Genomic DNA, 18478 nt, shown 5'->3' with positions numbered 1-18478 from the left:
TGGGTTGTTGTTTGTTCGGGTGTCGGGTGGTTCTCCGTGTCGGGGTCTCGGTTTTCCGCGGGGTCTCGTCGGGTCTAACGGCGCTCGCCCCCCGGGGGGGGGGGGGCGGGGCGGGGGCCCCGCGCCCCCACACCGGTCCATCGCCTCACGGACGCGTGAGGCCGGCGGACCCGGTCAGATCATGCGGAGCCGTCAGAACTGCAGGGCCCAGGAGTTGAGCCGGCCCGTGTCGGCGGCCGCGTTGTCGCTGACGCGGAGCTTCCAGGTGCCGTTGGCGACCTCCGACGACGCGTTCACCGAGTAGGTGGTGTTCACGTTGTCGGCGCTGCCGCCCGTTCCGTACGCCTTCAGGGTGTAGACCGACCCGTCGGGCGCGACCAGGTCGATCTTCAGGTCGCCGATGTAGGTGTGCGTGATGTTGACCGGGACGCTCAGCGCGGCCGGTGCGTTACCCGCGACACCCGTGACGGTGACCGGGGCCTCGACCGTGGAGTTGTCCGCGATCGCGTAGCCCGTCGTGTTCTCGAACTTCGGTCCGGGCGGCGTGACCGTGCCGCTGCCGACGTTCAGCAGGCGGTTCGGCGAGCCGGTGCCCGGGTTGGTCACCACGCCGGTCGAGGACGCCGCGACCAGACCGGCCGAGACCTGCGCCGGGGTCTGGCCCGGGTTGGCAGCCAGGTAGAGGGCGGCGGCGCCGGCCACGTGCGGGCTCGCCATCGACGTACCGGAGATGGTGTTCGTGGCGGTGTCGCTGGTGCTCCACGTCGAGGTGATCGAGGAACCCGGGGCGAACAGGTCCACGACCGTGCCGTAGTTGGAGAAGCTGGAGCGGGCGTCGGTGTTCGTGGTGGAACCGACGGTGATGGCCTCGGTGACGCGCGCCGGGGACTTGGTGGAGGCGTTGGTCGACTCGTTGCCCGCCGCGACGGCGTAGGTGATGCCGGAGGCGATGGAGTTGCGTACGGCGGTGTCGAGCGCGCTGTCCGCCCCGCCGCCGAGGCTCATGTTGGCCACGGCCGGCTTGACGGCGTTGGCCGTCACCCAGTCGATGCCGGCGACGACCTGCGCGGTGGTGCCGGACCCGCTGTTGTCCAGCACGCGGACGCCGACGATCTTCGCCTTCTTGGCGACGCCGTACGCCGTGCCGCCGACGGTGCCCGCCACGTGGGTGCCGTGGCCGTGGCCGTCCTGCGCGGTGTTGTCGTTGTCGATGGCGTCGTAGCCGTACGAGGCCCGGCCGCCGAAGTCGCTGTGGCTGATCCGCACACCGGTGTCGATGACGTACGCGGTGACACCCTGGCCCGCCGTGTCGGGGTAGGTGTAGCTCTGGTTCAGCGGAAGCGCCTTCTGGTCGATCCGGTCCAGGCCCCACGAGGGCGGCGAGGGCTGGGTGGCCGAGATCGTGAAGGTGCGGTTCTGGACGACGGACTCGACGGCCGGGTCCGCGGCGAACTTCTTCGCCTGCGCGGCCGAGAGCTCGACGGCGTAGCCGTTGAGGGCGGCGCGGTAGGTCTTCTTGATCTCGGCGCCGTACTCCTTGGCCAGCGCCTTGCCGGACGCGGAGCCCGCGTCGGCCGCCGCTTCGTCGAGGGTGACGATGTAGCTGCCGCTGATGGCGCCCGGGGCGCCGGCGTTCTCGATCCGGCCTTCCGGCGCGGCCTCCGAGGCGGTGGCGGGGAAGGCCGCCGCGGTGGTGAGTGCCATCGCGGCACCGGCTATGACGCTTGCCGCGGCCAGTCTTCGACGCGTGTAGGGGGTGTGACGCATGTGAGGAGCCTCCTCATCGGCGGTGCCCTGGTGGGGGATATACAGCATGGGCATGACAATCCAGCCATCACAACGCCACGCCGTGCGCGCTGTTCCGAGGGTTGGCATGACCCGCTGCCGACGAAAGATTGACTCATCCATAGGAATCCCACAAGAGTGCCGTGGGGTTCGCAATGCACCCGACATTCACCTGCCATCCGCCTGGCATGCTGGCCGTGTGACCGCATACCGCTGCCCTCAGGACGGCATCCGAGCCGACACCACCACGCTGACCTGGTGCTGTCCGGTCTGCCGGGGACCCTGGGACCTCGACTTCGAGGTCACCGAACCGCTCTCCCTCAACTCCCTGGCCGGTCGCGTCAATTCACTGTGGCGTTACGAAGAGGTGCTGCCGCTCGCCGCCCCGGCGACCACGCTCGGCGAGGGACGCACGCCGCTCGTCCCCCTCACCGGCACGGTCTCGGCCAAGCTCGACTTCCTCATGCCGACGCTTTCGTTCAAGGACCGCGGCGCCGTCATGCTCGCCGAGCTCGCCCGGCGGCTGAACCCGGAACGCGTGGTGGCCGACAGCAGCGGTAACGCGGGAACGGCCGTCGCCGCCTACTGCGCCCGGGCCGGGCTGCCCTGCACCGTGTACGTCCCCGAGGGGACCTCCCCGAAGAAGACCGAGCAGATCCGGGCCCACGGCGCCCGGCTCGAAATCGTCCCCGGTGACCGCGAGGCCACCGCACTGGCCGCCCGCGCCGCCGCCGACGCTCCCGGCACCTTCTACGCCTCGCACGTCTTCAACCCGTACTTCCTGCACGGCACCAAGACCTATGTGTACGAGATGTGGGAGGACCTCGGCGGGAGCCTGCCGGACGCCATCGCCGTCCCCGTCGGCAACGGGACGCTCCTTCTCGGCGCGGCCCTGGCCACCGCGGAACTGCACGCCCAGGGCCTGATCGAGCGGCGCCCCGCACTCATCGCCGTGCAGGCCGAGGCCGTCTCCCCACTGGCCGCCGCCTTCCGGTCCGGCGCCGACGACCTGCCCGGCGACGCGGCCGACGGCCCCGCCGCCCCCACGCTCGCCGAGGGCATCGCCATCCCCCGTCCGCCCCGCGCCCGCCAGATCCTGGCGGCCGTACGCGAATCGGGCGGCACCTTCCTCACCGTGCCGGAGGACCGCATCCGCAGCGCACAGCTGGACCTCGCCGCCCGCGGCTTCTACGTGGAGACGACCGGGGTCGCCTGCTGGGCGGCCGTGGGTGACTGGACCGACCGCAGTGTGGTCGTGCCCCTGTGCGGCGCCGGGCTCAAGAGCGGCCTGGCCGCCCCGGCCTGACCGGCGGCCGGCCACCGGGACCGAGCCCGGCCCACTCCGTGCCCGGCAGCCCCGCCAGGGCCCCCGTACCTCTCACACCCCGCCGAGGGCGTCGCGCGACACCGAGGCGGCGGCTGGGGCGTTTGCGGGGGCGGGGGCTCCGGCGCGCGATTGCTGGAAGCGGTGGAAGTGCGCGGTACGTTCCCCGGCGGCCAGCAAGGGGGTGAACAGGGCCCGTTCCAGGTCGAGTCCGGCCCCGAGCGGGCCCTCCATGCTCGCGTCGATGGCCTGCTTGGCGGCGGCCAGCGCCCCGGCCGGGCATGCGGTGTAGCGCAGGGCCCACTCGCGGGCCGTCCGAGTCAGCGCCTCCTCGGGGACGACGGCGTCGACCAGTCCGATACGCGCCGCCTCGTCGGCGTACACCATGCGCCCGGAGAAGATGATGTCCTTCGCCCGGGACAGCCCGACGAGCCGGGGCAGCCGCTGGGTGCCTCCGGCGCCGGGGATCAGTCCCAGCGGTGTCTCGGGAAGGGCGAAGCGGGCGCTGGGCGCGCAGACGCGTACGTCGGCGGCCAGGGCGAGCTCGCAGCCGCCGCCCAGGACGAATCCCTCCATGGCCGCGATGACGGGGACGGGCAGTGCCGCGACCTGGCGGGTCAGACGGCTGATCCGGTCGGCGTACCCGGCCACCTCGTCCACCGGCAGCGTGCCCATCTCCTTGACGTCGCCACCGGCCGAGAAGTGACCGTGGGCACCGGTGAAGACGACGGCGCGCAGACCGTCCCGGACCTCCAGTTCGCTCAGCACCAGTTCGGCGCCGAGCTGCTGGGAGGTGTCGAAGAGGTTGAGCGGCGGCCGGTCCATGCACACCCAGGCCACGGCGTCCTCGTAGGTGACCCGCACCGTCACAGCAGTCCGCCGTTCACTTCGAGGACCTGCCCGTTGATGTACGAGGCGGCCGGGCTGACCAGGAACACCGCGGCGTTGACCGCCTCCTGGGGCGTTCCGGCCCGTCCGGCGAGCAGGCGCGGCCAGTACGCCGCTCTCAACCGTTCGTCGGCGCAGACCGCTTCGCCCATCCCGACGGTGAGGATGCCGGGCGACAGACAGTTCACCCGGACGCTCCGGCCGGCGAACTCCACCGCGCAGCAGCGGGTGAACGCCTCGATCGCCGCTTTCGACGCCACGTACGCGCTCGCTCCGGGGGCGATCCGGCCGGTCATCGCGGAGGACAGGGTCAGGATGGTGCCGCCGCCGCTGCGCTCCAGATGGGGCAACGCGGCCTGCACGGTGTGGAACACACCGTCCACGTTCGTGCTCATCACATCCCGCCAGTCCGCCGGGCTGAGCTTTCGCACGGTGCCGTTGCGCGTGATGCCGGCGTTGGCGACGACGATGTCCACACCACCGAACCGGTCGGCCGCCTCGGCCATCAGTCCGTCGACGGACGAGGGATCGCGCACATCGGCCGCGGTGTAGCCCGCGAACTCACCGTAACGTTCGACGAGTTCACCGGACCGCCCCTCACCCCGCGCACCGCACATGACCTGGGCGCCCGCTTCGAGGAACCCCGCGGCGAGGTGCAGGCCGAGCCCGGCGGTGCCGCCCGTGACGACCGCCCGCAGCCCTGCGAGAACCCCTTCGCCGCGCGGGTGTTCAGCCGTCCCGCGGCCGGGTACCGGCCCACCGGTCACCATCGGAATCGAATCAACACTCGGGGCGCCCATGGGCCAACCTTCTGTCGTTCCACCTGGTCAGCGGTCATCGTGCCACCGGGTTCACGGCGACTCGCCGTCCTACACGCCCACGCCGGAGTGATTCCGGAGCCCTTGTCTCGCACGGTCGTACGAGGCAGCCGAAACGACACGTCCGGCCGGGTGGCTACGGCGGCCCGGTCACCCGAATGAGGGTCCCTGACTTGGAAGTTGTCCCTTCGGAGGCCGAAAATCAACCAGCCCCCCAGAGCCCGTCGACACAGTCGGCCACCGAACCACGGGATGCCCCTCACCATGGATTCCTCCACCTCCGCCCCCGGCACCGCCCCCCTCGGCCACCCGGCGGACACCGAGCCGTTCCCGTACGAGATCACCGGCGCCCACGCGGATCTGGGAACCGTCGTCGGCATGGACGACTGGGCCGGGCGGGCCCGCGTCCCGGACCGCCACCGCCCCGGCCGCCGTCTGAACGGCGCGACCATCACCAAGCTGCTCGGCGTACAGGGCAAGAGCTGGGACCCGGCACACTTCGCGGGCATCGACTCGGTCGTGGCCGTCGCCCGGCAGGCCCTGGACCGCGCCGGTCTCGCCCCCTCCGACATCACCGCGGTCGTCGTCGTCACCTGCACGCCCTACCAGGTGATGCTCGACCAGGACGCGTTCGCCCTCATGCGGCAGCTGGGCATTCCCGACCGCGTCCCGCCGGTCCAGCTGGGCGCGGGCTGCGGGGGTCTGGCCCGCGCGGCTTCGGTCGTCTCGGCGATGCGTGCCGAACGCGCCCTGGTCGTCGCGTACAACATCACGAGCCGCGTGAGCACCGGCCCCGACGGCACGCTGCTGCCGCAGTACGCCGAGAACACGGCCCATCCGTACGGCAGGAACATGTGGGCCTCCCCCGCCCTCTTCTCGGACGGAGTCGCGGCCCTGGTCCTGCGCCGCAGCGCGGACGCCGACGGCGTCCTGCTCTACTCCCGCGACAGCCTGTCCTTCGGGGACGGCCCCGGCATCACCGACCCGCTGATCCACGTCCTGGGCGGCGGCAGCAGCCATCCGGCCGGCACTCCGGGAGCCGACGAGCTCTCCGCGTACGGCATGAACTCACCCGAGATCCGCCGCTACTACACCGCCGGCATGACGCTGAACCACGAGGCGCTGGAGTCCGCACGTCCCGGCTACCTCAAGGAGATCACCCGCCTGTACACGCACCAGGCGCACCCCTTCCTCGTCGACGCGTTCCTGGCCCAGACGGACATCCCCGCGGAGCGGGCCCCGGGCAACGCCCGCGCCATCGGCAACACCGCCGCCCCCTCCACCCTCGCGCTCCTGCACGCCGACCAGCGGACCGGCGCCCTGGCCCCCGGCGACCTGGTGTGCTTCTCGGTGGTCGGCTCGGGCCCGGAACGCGGCGCGTTCCTCGCACCGCTCGCCGTGCGCTGAGCACTCCGGCCGGGCTCCACGGCAGGATCACGGACCCATGACTTTCGGCAGTGCCGGACGGCGGACGTCTTCCGTAGCCTCACCACCGTGAACGAGACCACCACCATGACGTCCTCGGTCGAGAGCGCGGGCCCGGCCGGGGATACCGCCCTCCGGCGGCTGCTCGATCCGGGCAACCTGCCGGCGGCGGCCACGGCGGCGGCGGCCGGACTGAGTGTGGCGAGCCCGTGGTGGGCCGTGCCGACCGTGATCACCGCGTTCCTGTCGGGCCGGCAGCCCGGCAGGGTCCGTCCGGCGGCCCTGGTCCTGGTCGCGTTTCTGGCGGCCGGTGTCGTGGCGGTCTCCCTGGTGCCCTCGTGGCTTCCGCTGGGGAGCCGGTTCGTGGGAGTGGTGATCTTCGCCGCCATGCCGCCGTGGTTCGTGGGCCGGTTCTGGCGCCAGTACCAGGAGCTGACCAGGGCCGGCTGGCGTCCCGGGCGGTCACCAAATTCCCACGCGCGTGAGCAACGGGGAATTGAGGTGGAACCACTCCGGGAACTGGACGGGCTCCGGATGGGGCAGCAGGCGCACTGGCTACTACTTGTATCCAGGTTGTCCACGCCCTGGTCCACCAGGGCTCGCATGTACTCGTTTCGCTCCGCAACAAGACTGACCCCGTACCACTGGTCACAGATGAGCTGCCTCACGTGTCGCTCGGGGAGCTCTAGCACTGCGGCGATGCCGGCGATGTACTTCGGCTCAGGCGGAGGGGGCATCTCGCCGATGGCCACCTTGTTCCACCATGCCGAGGACAAGGTTCCCTCCTTGCCCCCTATCTCCCGAGTCTTCACCTGTCGGCCATGACCGTCATCGTGTACGGAGATAGGCGTCCTGTGTGGCGCGTTGGAGGATTCTGTGATCACAGCTCAAGGATTCTGCTATGCATCCCTCGACGAGCTGAAGGGCCGTCTCGACTGGGAGCCGGACGCGGACGAACTGCGCATCGCAGCGGGGGCGCTGGACGATGCTTCGGATCTTGCGGCCACCTACGGCCGTGACTGGCCCGACGCTACGGCGACCCGCCTGATAAGGACGCTCGTACGGAAGTCGGCGTCCCGGTACCTGCGTACCCCACCGGCTACCCACAGAGCCGAGCCGGTGACGAAGCGCTCGCCTGGTCGGATGCGCACGGCCGGGACGCGAAGAGTGTGTACTTCACGCGCCAGGAGACCTGGCTCCTGGAGGAGCTCGCCGGCCGGAAGCGCGGCATCACCTCGGTGGGGGTTTCCGCGTGGGGCACGAAGCGCCACCCCGACCAACCCGCCCACGTGCCGGTCGACTACTCGCCCGACTCGCCGCTCCCGATGTTCTCGGACGAGGTGAGTCCCTGATGAGCGTGCAGCGCAGGCGCGGGCAGACGGCCCGCGTTCGGGTGACGAGGGCGGTTCTCGTTTCGGCCGTCGTCGACCTCGTGGCCCGGACCTCGCTGAGTCGCTACGGTTGAGCCATGACCGCACTGCCCGACTGGATGCGCCCGCCTCGCGCGGAAGGCTGGTTCGCGGAGGACCTGGACTGCCTCCCGGAAGCACCGCGCCACACCGAGCTGATCGACGGAGCCCTCGTATTCATGATGTCCCCGCAGCGGTGGTGGCACGGCCATCTCGTCACGATGCTCACCGTGGCTCTCATGGAGCAGGCGCCGGCCGACGTAAGGGTCGGACGGGAGATGACCATCAAACTCGATCAACGCAATCGGCCCGAGCCGGATCTGCTGGTGACGACGGCCGACTTCGACGGTGACCGCACCTGGTTCGCACCGGATGAAGTACGACTCGCCGTCGAGGTGGTCTCCCCCGAGTCCGCACACCGGGACCGCACGGTAAAGCTCCACAAATACGCAGAGGCCGGCATCCCGCACTACTGGCGCATCGAGGACGAGGACGGAGCACCCATCGTCCACGTCTACGAACTTGACGAGCCAACCGCCACCTATGTACCCGTTGGCATCTTCAGGGGCTCGCTCAACCGTCCGGTGCCCTTCGAGATCAACCTCGACCTGGAGAAGCTCGCTCCACCCCGCCGCGGCTGAGTCAGCACCACGTCAGTACGGAAATGCGGTAGGGGCCGGACTTACCCAAGTCCGACCCCTCTGACCAGCATTCTTGACGAAATAGTTAGCTTGCAGTAACCAACCCGCTACACGTTGAAGCGGAACTCCACCACAACCGCTCTGACCTGCGGTTATGCGGACACATCCCAGCACCATCCCAGCACGGGATTCACTGCAAAGTACAAAAGATCCAGAAGCACCAAGACTACGCATCAACGCCGCCGGGATACAGGCCGCGCATCACTCCATACGCTGTAATAGTTTCTGTACTAGACTTGCAGCCATGAAGCCACCCCGCCCCGGCGGCACGGAGAACATCTCCGTCTCGATGCCCGCGGAACTCCTCGGTGCTCTGCGCACACGTACCGGCAAGCGCGGCGTGTCCGCGTATGTGACGGCAGCGGTCCGTCATCAGCTCGCGATGGACGGCCTCGCCGAGATCGTGGCCGCCTACGAAGCCGAGCACGAGCCGCTTAGCGAAGCCGAAGTCCAGGCCGCGCAGAGCGAACTGTTCGGTGACGCACCGGCGCCCTACGCGTCGAACGACAGCGCCGCATGAAGGAGCCCGCGGCCAGGACCCTGGTCCTGGACTCCCAGGCACTGTCGCTGCTCCTGCGCAACGACCGTCAGATGGTGACCCGAATCGAGGCCGCTCGTCGCGTGGGCGTGCCCGTCCTCGTGTCGGCCCTGACGGTGGTGGAGGCCGTCTACGGGAAGACGGACGCCGCCCGACTGCGCTGGCTTCTCTCCCGCCTTCAGGTCCAGGACGTTACCCAGGCAGACAGCCTCACCGCGGTGCAGCTGCTGAGCGACGCCGGCGGCCTGCACGGCCACAAGTACGCCATCGACGCCCTCGTCGCCGCGATGGCGCTCCGCTCCCCGGCCCCCGTCCTCGTACTGACCTCGGACCGCGACGACTGGTCGAAACTGTGCGGCGACCGCGTACAGATCAAGGACGTCTGACCTCGGCGTTTACTCAAGTTGATTCCACCTGCTGATCAACTGCCGCTTCGTAGAAGGCGTCGGCTAGGGCGATGATGATCGCGTTGATGGCCGGCCCGTCGGTGAAGAAGTAGTCAGCCAACGTGTTGTGGGCGTACTGATTCTCTGCGACCGCCTCCGTGACGGCGGCTTGGAAATCCTGTGACTCCAGGAACTGCTTCTTGGAATTCACCTTGGTCTGCTGGACCAAGTTCGGGTCGGCGAGCAGCAGCTGCACGAGGCCCTGCACGAATTCCCTGACCTGGGAGGCAGCGAACGTTTCGGCGCCGAAGAGGTCGTTCATCTTGTCTATGACGACCTGAAGCGCGACGTACTTCGGGTCCTTCTTCGCCCCTGTGCCGGCGGCGCTGATGCCCTTCAGTTGTCCGTCACCCACGAGTGAGATGTCGACCGCGATCGCCTTGTTGTGCTTGACCCCGACCAGCACAACGTCGGAGAGATCCACGTCGGCCGCCCAAGCGGACTCGGCAATCACCTTCTCCAGCAGGCGCAAGAAGATCGAACGTCCCCGCTGTCCCAATAGATGGCGTTCTCCCGCCTTGGAGTCGAACCGTTGCCGATGCGAGCGGTGCGCCCCAGCTTCTCGATGGGCCAAGACCTGTCCGTCACTGCTCGACCTCTCGCAGGAGATCGATGATCTTGGCGACCTGCTTCTCTAGGTCTGCATCAATCTCGGCGAGCGGGCGGGGTGGGACATACTTGTAGAACTGCCGGGTGAAAGGGATCTCGTAGCCAGTCTTGCACTTGCCCCAGTCGATCCAGGCGTCCGGGACGTGCGGCTTCACCTCCGCGTCGAAGTAGCGCTGGATGACCTCTCGCTCCCCTGCCGCGCCGAGGGTCGAGCCGCCGTAGGTGAACGGCACGTTCTCGGTGTCACGCTTCTTCGAATCGGGCTTCGCCTCACCCTTGCGGTTGACGACAGGGTTCCCGTCCTCGTCCAGCAGGGGCCGCTCGACGGTGACCGTCCAGTAGCCGAACTCGTCGTTGCGCAGCACCTTGGAGAAGTCGGGATCGGCGTCCTCGAAGTCGGCGTAGAGCCGCACGACCTCGGCACGGTCGGCGTCGCTGATCTCGCGTCCCTTGGCTCCGAGGTTCTTGCGCATCTTGGTCCAGAACGACGTGCCGTCGATCAGTTGCACCTTGCCCTGGCGGTCGGGGTGCTTGGTGTTGTCGAGGATCCAGATGTAGGTGGCGATGCCGGTGTTGAAGAACATGTTGGTCGGCAGGGCGACGATCGTCTCGACGAGGTCGTTCTCCAGCAGCCACCGGCGGATGTTGGAAGGGCCGGATTCGGCGGCGCCGTTGAAGAGCGGAGAGCCGTTCATGACGATGCCGACGCGGCCTCCCCCGTCCTCGGGCGCGCGCATCTTGTGGGCCAGGTGGAGCAGGAAGAGCATCTGCCCGTCGGACGTCGCGGGGAGGCCCGGGGCGAAGCGGCCGTAGGGGCCGGCGGAGTCTCGCTCCTCCTTGACCGCCTTGGCGTACTGCTTCCAGTCCACGCCGTAGGGCGGGTTAGACATGCAGTAGTCGAACTGGCGGCCCTTGAAGGCGTCGTCGGTGAGCGTGTTGCCAAAGGCGATGTTGGTCGCGTCGTGGCCCTTAGCAAGCAGGTCGGACTTGCAGATGGCGTACGACTGCGGGTTGTACTCCTGGCCGTACAGACCCAGCTTCGCGTCGGGGTTCCCAGCGAGCAGGTGCTCTTCCGCTAGGGAGAGCATGCCGCCGGTGCCGGCGGTGGGGTCGTACAGCGATCAGATGATGCCGCCCTCGGTGAGGTCGACGTCCTTCTCCGCGAAGAGCAGGTCGACCAGCAGTCGGATCGCATCGCGGGGCGTGTAGTGGTCGCCAGAGGTCTCGTTCGCTGCTTCGTTGAACTTGCGGATGATGTATTCGAAGGCATCGCCCATGTCGGAGTTCGACACCGCATCAGGGTGGAGGTCGACCTTGCCGAATGACTTGACGATCTCGCGCAGGAGCCCGGCCTTCTCAAGAGCCAGGATCTCCTTCTTGAAGTCGAAGTACTCGAACACATCCACGTCGCCCGAAAACCGGTCGATGTGGTCGGCCAGGTTGTCCGCCAGCCCGTCCGCGTCGGCCAGCAGGTTCGCGAACGAGTAGTTGGAGGTGTTGTAGAAGGTCCGGCCTGTGGCCTTCTTGACCTCGACTTTGAGCCGGTTCGGGTTCTCGAACTTCGCTGCCAGCTCTCGCACCGTCGCCTGATCGGGCTCAAGGATGCAGTCGAGCCGCCGCAGGATCGTGAACGGGAGGACCACAGTCCCGTACTGGTTGGGACGATAGGGGCCCCGAAGTTGGTCAGCGATAGACCAGATGAAGCTACCGAGCGCGCTCACAAGTTCCTCACGAGAATCGTCTAGCAGTGCCGATCACTTTGAACCCAGCACCGGCGCCGCATCCACGTCCCAGCACCATCCCAGCACGGCACGGATGACCAGGGATGACGACAGGTGACGAAGGGTCAGCTACCCCAGCGCCATCCCAGCACGGGAAAAAATCAAGGGCCCGACTCAAAAGAGCCGGACCCTGACTGACCTGCATGTTTGCCAGATCAGTGACGTGGTGATATGTCAGCCGCTAGACGTTGAAGCGGAACTCCACCACGTCGCCGTCCTGCATCACGTAGTCCTTGCCCTCCATGCGGGCCTTGCCCTTGGCGCGGGCCTCGGCCACCGAGCCCGTTTCGATCAGGTCCTCGTAGGAGATGATCTCCGCCTTGATGAAGCCCTTCTGGAAGTCGGTGTGGATCACACCGGCCGCCTCGGGGGCGGTCGCGCCCTTCTTGATCGTCCAGGCGCGGGTCTCCTTCGGGCCTGCCGTGAGGTAGGTCTGGAGGCCCAGGGTGTCGAAGCCGACGCGGCCGAGGGTGGCCAGGCCGGGCTCTTCCTGGCCCATCGACTGGAGCAGTTCCAGGGCCTCGTCGTCGTCGAGCTCGATGAGCTCGGACTCGATCTTGGCGTTGAGGAAGATCGCCTCGGCCGGGGCGACCAGGGCGCGCTGCTCGTTCTTGAAGTCCTCGTCGACCAGCTCGTCCTCGTCGACGTTGAAGACGTACAGGAAGGGCTTCGTCGTCAGGAGGTGCAGCTCGTGGAGGAGGCGGCCCTTCTCCGTGTTCGCGGTGATGCCCGCGGAGAAGAGGGTCTGGCCCGCCTCCATGATCTTCTGGGCCTCCTCGACCGCGGCGAGGACCGCGACCTTCTCCTTCTGGAGGCGGGATTCCTTCTGGAGGCGCGGGATCTGCTTCTCGACGGACTGGAGGTCGGCGAGGATCAGCTCCGTGTTGATCGTCTCGATGTCGTCCTTCGGCGAGACCTTGCCGTCGACGTGGACGACGTTCTCGTCCTTGAAGGCGCGGATGACCTGGCAGATCGCGTCGGACTCGCGAATGTTCGCGAGGAACTTGTTGCCCAGGCCCTCGCCCTCGCTCGCGCCGCGCACGATGCCCGCGATGTCGACGAAGTCGACCGTGGCGGGGAGCAGCTTCTGCGAGCCGAAGATCTCGGCCAGCTTGTTCAGGCGCGGGTCCGGGACACCCACGACACCGACGTTCGGCTCGATCGTGGCGAACGGGTAGTTGGCCGCCAGCACGTCGTTCTTGGTCAGGGCGTTGAACAGGGTCGACTTGCCGACATTCGGCAGACCGACGATTCCGATCGTGAGCGACACTTTGGCGACTTCCTGGAGTAAGGATGAAGGAGAGAGGGTCCAGTTTACGGGCGGGGCCGGGCAGGCAGCCACGGGTCGGCCGCAGGGCCGAACAGGGTGCGTTTCGGCCGTGTGACATCGAACTCAACGCCAAGCTCGGCCAAAGGGCGTGTCCAACGCCTGATTCCTCCCTTCAAGCGACCTACGTTGTGCTGGTGGAGCAGCACAGGACACGTCCCCCGCAGCGCAGGCAGCCTCGTCAGCCGGCCCCGCTGTCCCCGCAGGCCACGATCGGTGAGACCGCAGCCGTCTACCGGGTGGGTGCGCCCGGCGCCGGGCCCCGTACGGTGCCGCCCGCCGTGGCGGCGCTGCGCAGGTTCCCCAATCCCCGGCTGACCGGCATCGGGGCGGGGCTCTTCGCCGCCGTGACCATGTTCGTGCTCGCCTGCCTGGACCGGCTGCTCCTCGACAGCTCCGAGACGGTGTTCGGGCTGCTGTTCCTGCCGGTCAGCGCCCTGACCGCGCTCTGGGTCCGGCCCGCCGACCTGGTCACGGCGCCGATCAGCGTGCCGATCGCCTTCGCCGTCGGGGTGATCCCGATCTCCGGAGGCGGCGGGGGCCTCGGCGGGCAGACCATGGCGGTCGTCACCGCTCTCGCCGTCCACGCCGGCTGGCTGTACGGGGGCACACTCGTCGCCGGTCTCATCGCGAGCGTGCGCAAGGTCCGGCACATGCGTCAGCGGCACCTGCTCCGCGTGGCGCAGGCAGCACAGGCCGCACGCGGCGTACCGGGTGAGCGCGGCGTACAGAGTGCGCGCCGGCCCCAGCAGCCGCAGCCGTAGTTCCGGCCGTCCGCTGGGACCGAGCGCTCGGGGTCGGGCCGGTCAGGCTCCAGGGCCCTTCGATGCGGCCATCGCCGCGCCGACGATGCCCGCGTTGTTCTGGAGTTCGGCCGGGACCATCTCGGCCCGCACGTGTTCGATCAGGGGCAGGAACTTCTCCGCCTTGCGGCTCACTCCGCCGCCGATGATGAACAGCTCGGGCGAGAAGAGCATCTCCACATGGGTCAGGTACTTCTGCACCCGGTGTGCCCAGTGCTGCCAGCTCAGGTCCTCGTCCTCCTTGGCCTTCGTGGACGCACGCTTCTCCGCGTCGTGACCGTGCAGCTCCAGATGGCCCAGTTCCGTGTTGGGAACCAGCACGCCGTCCGTGAAGACCGCGCTGCCGATGCCCGTGCCGAAGGTCAGCACGATGACCGTGCCCTTGCGTCCACGGCCCGCGCCGAAGGCCATCTCGGCCATTCCGGCCGCGTCGGCGTCGTTGAGGATCGTGACCGGCCGGCCGATCCGCTCACTGAGGAGGGAGCGGGCGTCCGTATCGATCCAGCCCTTGTCGACATTGGCCGCGGTACGGGTGATCCCGCCCGTGACGACGCCCGGGAAGGTGATGCCGACGGGCCCCTGCCAGTCGAAGTGGCCGACCACCTCGGCCACGCAGCCGGCCACGCCGTCGGGCGTGGCCGGTTGCGGTGTCAGTACTTTGTGGCGCTCCTGCGCCAGGTCTCCGCGGTCCAGGTCCACGGGAGCACCCTTGATCCCAGAGCCGCCGATGTCCACGCCGAAGATCTGCATGCGGTCCACCGTACGGGCAGGTGGGGCCGCGCGCCCTGCTACTTGCCGGAGAGTTCCGCCGCCTCGGCCCGCAGGTCGCGGCGGAGCTCCTTGGGGAGCGAGAAGGTGATCGACTCGTCGGCCGTCTTCACCGTCTCGACGTCGCCGTAACCCCGCTCGGCCAGCCATTCCAGTACGCCGTCCACGAGGACGTCCGGGACGGAGGCGCCGGAGGTGAGGCCCACCGTGGTGACGCCCTCCAGCCATGCCTCGTCGATCTCGTCCGCGAAGTCCACCAGATGGGCGGCGGGGGCGCCCGCGTCGAGGGCGACCTCGACCATGCGGATCGAGTTCGATGAGTTCTTGGAGCCGACCACGATGACCAGCTCGGCGTCCTCGGCCAGCTTCTTCACCGCGATCTGACGGTTCTGCGTGGCGTAGCAGATGTCGTCGCTGGGCGGCGAGAGGAGGTTCGGGAACTTCTCCTTGAGGGCGTCGACCGTCTCCATCGTCTCGTCGACGGAGAGCGTCGTCTGGGAGAGCCAGACGACCTTCGACTCGTCGCGTACCGAGACATTCGCGACGTCCTCGGGGCCGTCGACCAGCGTGATGTGGTCGGGCGCCTCGCCGCTGGTGCCGATGACCTCCTCGTGGCCCTCGTGGCCGATCAGGAGGATGTCGTAGTCCTCCTTGGCGAAGCGGACGGCTTCCTTGTGGACCTTGGTGACCAGCGGGCACGTGGCGTCGATCGTGGCGAGCTTGCGCTCGGCGGCCTCGGCGTGGACGGCCGGCGCGACGCCGTGCGCGGAGAACATCACGATGGACCCCTCGGGGACCTCCGCGGTCACGTCGACGAAGATCGCGCCCTTCTTCTCCAGCGTCTGGACGACGTACTTGTTGTGCACGATCTCGTGGCGCACATAGATCGGGGCCCCGTACTGCTCCAGGGCCTTCTCGACGGCGATAACGGCACGGTCCACGCCCGCGCAGTAGCCACGGGGAGCGGCGAGCAGGACACGGCGTGCAGGCGTTGCGGTCATGCGTCCCATCGTAAGGCCGTACCGAACAGGCGCGGCTCCGGCCGGGTCGGGAGACTGGGGCACCACGCGCACACCCCGACGACGGAGGGTTCATGGCCGGCGGCACCAAGGACCACGACGCGGATCGGGGGACGTTGCGACGGACTCTCGGCTTCCGGGATCTGGTCGTCTACGGGCTCCTGTTCATCGCCCCCATGGCTCCGGTCGGGGTGTTCGGCACGCTCGACGCGAAGTCCGGCGGCGCGGTCGCGCTGGTCTATGTCGTGGCCACGGTCGTCATGGCGTTCACCGCCTTCAGTTATGCCCAGATGGTGCGGGTCGCCCCCCTGGCCGGTTCGGTCTTCACGTATGCGCGCAAGGGTCTCGGGGAAGGGCCGGGGTTCATCGCCGGGTGGATGGCGATGCTCGACTACCTGCTCATCCCGGCAGTCGCCTACCTCTTCTCCGGGATCGCGATGAACGCGCTGGTCCCCGAGGTGTCGCGGTGGGTCTGGACGGCCATCGCCGTGCTGGTCACCACGCTGCTGAACCTGTGGGGCGTGCGGGCGGCGGCCCGGGTCGGCTTCGCGGTGCTCGCCATGGAGATCGTGGTGCTGGCGGTGTTCGTGGTGTCGGCGGTGTGGGTGCTCGTACGGGACGGGGCGCAGCGCGGGTGGCTGACCCCGTTGACTGGGGATTCCGGGTTCTCGATGACGGCGGTGCTGGGGGCGGTGTCGGTGGCCGTGCTGTCGTATCTGGGCTTCGACGCGATCGCCTCGTTCGCCGAGGAGGTGACCGGCGGGTCGGCGAAGGTGGCCCGTGCGGTCCTGTTCTGCCTGGTGCTGGCGGGTGCGCTGTTCATCGCGCAGTCGTATCTGGCGGCGCTGCTGGAGCCGCTGAGCTCCGCGGAACTGGCGGCCGATCCGGCGGCGCAGGGGTCGGCGTTCTACGACGCCGTGGATGCCTCGGTCGGTACGTGGCTGCATGACCTGGTGGCGGCGAGCAAGGCGATCGGCGCCGCGTTCGCCGCCCTGGCCGGGCAGGCCGCTGCGGGCCGGCTGGTGTTCGCGATGGCGCGGGAGCGGCGGCTGCCGGGGTTCCTGGCCAAGGTCGACGTACATTCCGGGGTCCCCAGGACCGCGATCCTGGGCGCGGCGATCGTGACGCTGGTGGCTGCGGTGTGGGCGGCCCGGCGGGACGACGGCCTGGACCACCTCGTATCGGTCGTGGACATCGGCGCGCTGTCGGCGTTCGTCCTGCTCCACGCGTCGGTGGTGGGCTGGTTCGCCGTACGCCGGATGGCGGGGCCGCCGAGCTGGTGGCGCCATGTGCTGGTGCCGGTGGTCGGTGCGGCCGTACTGATCGCGGTGATCGTGGAGGCCACGACGAGCGCACAGGTGGTCGGTCTGTGCTGGTTCGGGGTTGGTCTCGTGGTGCTCGCGATGCAGTGGGGGCGCAGGCCGGGGCCGGACGGACCCGGGTCGGGGTCCGGACCCGAGAGGACCGCGGGCACGCGCTGACCGGCGGGGGCGGGGGCGGGAGTGTCGGAGGCGGGAGTCGGCAGGCTCCGCGGCCGCGGGTGGGCGCTTGGCCGGGGCTCCTGTCGGTGAGGGCCGATACGCTCGCCGCATGGCTCTCAATACGTCCGCGGAAGCCCCGCTGCCCGTCGGTGAGGTGTCACGGCTCATCGGCGGCTGGATCGACCGGCTCGGTGCGGTCTGGGTCGAGGGGCAGATCACACAGCTGTCGCGGCGGCCGGGCGCCGGCGTGGTCTTCCTGACGCTGCGCGACCCCTCGCACGACATCTCGGTGAGCGTCACCTGCTTCCGGCAGGTCTTCGACCGGATCGCCGACGTGGTGACCGAGGGCGCGCGTGTCGTCGTGCTCGCCAAGCCCGAGTGGTACGCGCCCCGTGGACAGCTCTCGCTGCGCGCGACGGAGATACGGCCGGTGGGCATCGGCGAGCTGCTCGTGCGGCTGGAGCAGCTGAAGAAGTCGCTCGCGGCCGAGGGGCTCTTCGCCTTGGACCGCAAGAAGCCCCTGCCGTTCCTGCCGCAACTGATCGGACTGGTCTGCGGGCGGGCGTCGGCGGCCGAGCGCGACGTACTGGAGAACGCGCGGCGGCGCTGGCCCGCCGTTCGCTTCGAGGTCCGCAACACCGCGGTGCAGGGCGTGCACGCGGTGAATCAGGTGGTCCAGGCGGTGCGCGAGCTCGACGCGCTGGACGAGGTCGACGTGATCGTCGTCGCCCGGGGCGGCGGGAGTGTGGAGGATCTGCTGCCGTTCTCCGACGAGCAGCTGATCCGGGCGGTGGCCGCGTGCCGTACGCCCGTGGTGTCGGCGATCGGGCACGAACCGGACTCCCCGCTGCTCGACCTGGTCGCGGACCTGCGGGCCTCGACGCCCACCGACGCGGCGAAGAAGGTCGTGCCGGATGTCGGCGAGGAGCTGGACCGGGTGCAGCAGCTGCGGGACCGGGCGCTGCGCACGGTGCGCGGCTTGCTGGAGCGGGAGGAACGGGGGCTGGCGCACGCGCTGGGCCGCCCCGCGATGGAGCGCCCCCAGCGGCTGGTGGACGAGCGGGAGGCGGAGGTCGACGCGCTGGTGGGGCGCAGCCGGCGGGTGCTCGGTCATCTCCTGGACCGCGCCGAGTCGGAGATCTCACACACCCTCGCCCGAGTGGTGTCCCTGTCGCCCGCCGCCACGCTGGAGCGGGGTTACGCGGTGCTCCAGCGGCCGGACGGCCATGTGGTGCGTTCCCCCGCCGAGGCCGGGGCGCCCGGCGAGGAGCTGCGTGCGCGGGTGTCGGAGGGCGAGTTCACCGTGCGGGTCGCCGAGTGAGCGGCCGGTGCGGTTCAGCGGTTCAGCGGTCGTAG

At 69.2% G+C, this 18478-nt stretch carries 17 protein-coding genes and 1 pseudogene; 10 read left to right on the top strand and 8 right to left on the bottom strand.

All coding sequences use genetic code 11. The annotated features are described in order from the left end of the window. Window positions 1–192 precede the first annotated feature (192 nt). Window positions 193–1767 carry a S8 family peptidase gene (locus ACFWSK_RS17420; protein ID WP_383786480.1) on the bottom strand — a complete coding sequence of 525 codons (1575 nt, stop codon included), beginning with the start codon at window positions 1765–1767 and terminating at the stop codon, window positions 193–195. Window positions 1768–1984: 217 nt separating this feature from the next. Between ACFWSK_RS17420 and ACFWSK_RS17415 the strand changes: the two genes are divergently transcribed. Then, window positions 1985–3091 (top strand): threonine synthase, encoded by a 1107-nt coding sequence (locus ACFWSK_RS17415; protein WP_383786477.1) that lies wholly within the window; start codon window positions 1985–1987, stop codon window positions 3089–3091. A 72-nt stretch (window positions 3092–3163) separates the two neighbouring features. On the opposite strand, the gene ACFWSK_RS17410 is transcribed toward ACFWSK_RS17415, so the two are convergent. Next, window positions 3164–3979 (bottom strand): enoyl-CoA hydratase/isomerase family protein, encoded by an 816-nt coding sequence (locus tag ACFWSK_RS17410; RefSeq protein WP_383786474.1) that lies wholly within the window; start codon window positions 3977–3979, stop codon window positions 3164–3166. Further along, window positions 3976–4797, bottom strand: coding sequence for an SDR family NAD(P)-dependent oxidoreductase (locus ACFWSK_RS17405; RefSeq protein ID WP_383786471.1), 822 nt, complete (start codon window positions 4795–4797; stop codon window positions 3976–3978). The genes ACFWSK_RS17410 and ACFWSK_RS17405 overlap by 4 nt, the downstream gene beginning before the upstream one ends. A 282-nt stretch (window positions 4798–5079) precedes the next feature. Between ACFWSK_RS17405 and ACFWSK_RS17400 the strand changes: the two genes are divergently transcribed. The 6 genes from ACFWSK_RS17400 (at window position 5080) to ACFWSK_RS17375 (ending at window position 9274) form a co-directional block, all read left to right on the top strand. Next, window positions 5080–6222 carry a 3-oxoacyl-[acyl-carrier-protein] synthase III C-terminal domain-containing protein gene (locus ACFWSK_RS17400; protein ID WP_383786467.1) on the top strand — a complete coding sequence of 381 codons (1143 nt, stop codon included), beginning with the start codon at window positions 5080–5082 and terminating at the stop codon, window positions 6220–6222. Window positions 6223–6309: 87 nt separating this feature from the next. Continuing rightward, window positions 6310–7065 carry a hypothetical protein gene (locus tag ACFWSK_RS17395; protein WP_383786465.1) on the top strand — a complete coding sequence of 252 codons (756 nt, stop codon included), beginning with the start codon at window positions 6310–6312 and terminating at the stop codon, window positions 7063–7065. A 344-nt stretch (window positions 7066–7409) separates the two neighbouring features. Continuing rightward, entirely contained in the window at window positions 7410–7592 is a 183-nt protein-coding gene (locus tag ACFWSK_RS17390) for a hypothetical protein (protein ID WP_383786462.1), read from the top strand. A gap of 116 nt (window positions 7593–7708) precedes the next feature. Further along, complete coding sequence (locus ACFWSK_RS17385) at window positions 7709–8290, top strand: Uma2 family endonuclease (RefSeq protein WP_383786459.1); 582 nt, start codon at window positions 7709–7711, stop codon at window positions 8288–8290. Window positions 8291–8594: 304 nt separating this feature from the next. Next, window positions 8595–8870 carry a hypothetical protein gene (locus ACFWSK_RS17380; RefSeq protein ID WP_103532754.1) on the top strand — a complete coding sequence of 92 codons (276 nt, stop codon included), beginning with the start codon at window positions 8595–8597 and terminating at the stop codon, window positions 8868–8870. Next, a complete protein-coding gene (locus ACFWSK_RS17375; RefSeq protein ID WP_383786456.1) occupies window positions 8867–9274 on the top strand; it encodes a PIN domain-containing protein in 408 nt (135 codons plus the stop codon). The genes ACFWSK_RS17380 and ACFWSK_RS17375 overlap by 4 nt, the downstream gene beginning before the upstream one ends. 13 nt (window positions 9275–9287) lie before the next feature. On the opposite strand, the gene ACFWSK_RS17370 is transcribed toward ACFWSK_RS17375, so the two are convergent. The 3 genes and pseudogenes from ACFWSK_RS17370 to ychF all read right to left on the bottom strand — a co-directional run bounded on the left by ACFWSK_RS17370 (window position 9288) and on the right by ychF (window position 12994). Beyond that, the gene (locus tag ACFWSK_RS17370; RefSeq protein ID WP_383786452.1) at window positions 9288–9806 is read right to left on the bottom strand and encodes a hypothetical protein; all 519 of its coding nucleotides are present in this window, start codon (window positions 9804–9806) and stop codon (window positions 9288–9290) included. 112 nt (window positions 9807–9918) lie between these two features. Next, a pseudogene (locus tag ACFWSK_RS17365) lies at window positions 9919–11664 on the bottom strand (N-6 DNA methylase). 241 nt (window positions 11665–11905) lie between these two features. Then, the gene (gene ychF / locus ACFWSK_RS17360) at window positions 11906–12994 is read right to left on the bottom strand and encodes a redox-regulated ATPase YchF (RefSeq protein WP_383786449.1); all 1089 of its coding nucleotides are present in this window, start codon (window positions 12992–12994) and stop codon (window positions 11906–11908) included. A 194-nt stretch (window positions 12995–13188) separates the two neighbouring features. On the opposite strand from ychF, the gene ACFWSK_RS17355 reads away from it, so the two are divergent. Next, window positions 13189–13815, top strand: coding sequence for a DUF6542 domain-containing protein (locus ACFWSK_RS17355; protein WP_383786446.1), 627 nt, complete (start codon window positions 13189–13191; stop codon window positions 13813–13815). 42 nt (window positions 13816–13857) lie between these two features. On the opposite strand, the gene ppgK is transcribed toward ACFWSK_RS17355, so the two are convergent. Both ppgK and ACFWSK_RS17345 read right to left on the bottom strand, forming a co-directional pair. After that, window positions 13858–14604: a polyphosphate--glucose phosphotransferase gene (gene ppgK / locus ACFWSK_RS17350; protein WP_383786444.1), complete on the bottom strand. Its 747-nt coding sequence runs from the start codon at window positions 14602–14604 to the stop codon at window positions 13858–13860. 38 nt (window positions 14605–14642) lie between these two features. Then, window positions 14643–15632 (bottom strand): 4-hydroxy-3-methylbut-2-enyl diphosphate reductase, encoded by a 990-nt coding sequence (locus tag ACFWSK_RS17345; protein ID WP_383786441.1) that lies wholly within the window; start codon window positions 15630–15632, stop codon window positions 14643–14645. Window positions 15633–15715: 83 nt separating this feature from the next. Between ACFWSK_RS17345 and ACFWSK_RS17340 the strand changes: the two genes are divergently transcribed. Further along, window positions 15716–17122 (top strand): APC family permease, encoded by a 1407-nt coding sequence (locus tag ACFWSK_RS17340; RefSeq protein ID WP_383786438.1) that lies wholly within the window; start codon window positions 15716–15718, stop codon window positions 17120–17122. A 109-nt stretch (window positions 17123–17231) separates the two neighbouring features. Then, on the top strand, window positions 17232–18443 hold the full coding sequence (xseA, locus tag ACFWSK_RS17335) for an exodeoxyribonuclease VII large subunit (protein WP_383786436.1): 1212 nt from the start codon (window positions 17232–17234) through the stop codon (window positions 18441–18443). Window positions 18444–18478 lie beyond the last annotated feature (35 nt).

Source organism: Streptomyces sp. NPDC058620 (assembly GCF_042717135.1).
Lineage (GTDB): Bacteria > Actinomycetota > Actinomycetes > Streptomycetales > Streptomycetaceae > Streptomyces.
This window is presented reverse-complemented; position numbering and strand designations above follow the sequence as displayed.

Coding starts and splice junctions, on each gene's coding strand:
- ACFWSK_RS17420 (WP_383786480.1), bottom strand. CDS start 1,767: ATGCGTCACACCCCCTACACGCGTCGAAGACTGGCCGCGGCAAGCGTC.
- ACFWSK_RS17405 (WP_383786471.1), bottom strand. CDS start 4,797: ATGGGCGCCCCGAGTGTTGATTCGATTCCGATGGTGACCGGTGGGCCG.
- ACFWSK_RS17400 (WP_383786467.1), top strand. CDS start 5,080: ATGGATTCCTCCACCTCCGCCCCCGGCACCGCCCCCCTCGGCCACCCG.
- ACFWSK_RS17385 (WP_383786459.1), top strand. CDS start 7,709: ATGACCGCACTGCCCGACTGGATGCGCCCGCCTCGCGCGGAAGGCTGG.
- ACFWSK_RS17380 (WP_103532754.1), top strand. CDS start 8,595: ATGAAGCCACCCCGCCCCGGCGGCACGGAGAACATCTCCGTCTCGATG.
- ACFWSK_RS17375 (WP_383786456.1), top strand. CDS start 8,867: ATGAAGGAGCCCGCGGCCAGGACCCTGGTCCTGGACTCCCAGGCACTG.
- ppgK (WP_383786444.1), bottom strand. CDS start 14,604: ATGCAGATCTTCGGCGTGGACATCGGCGGCTCTGGGATCAAGGGTGCT.
- ACFWSK_RS17345 (WP_383786441.1), bottom strand. CDS start 15,632: ATGGGACGCATGACCGCAACGCCTGCACGCCGTGTCCTGCTCGCCGCT.
- ACFWSK_RS17340 (WP_383786438.1), top strand. CDS start 15,716: ATGGCCGGCGGCACCAAGGACCACGACGCGGATCGGGGGACGTTGCGA.
- xseA (WP_383786436.1), top strand. CDS start 17,232: ATGGCTCTCAATACGTCCGCGGAAGCCCCGCTGCCCGTCGGTGAGGTG.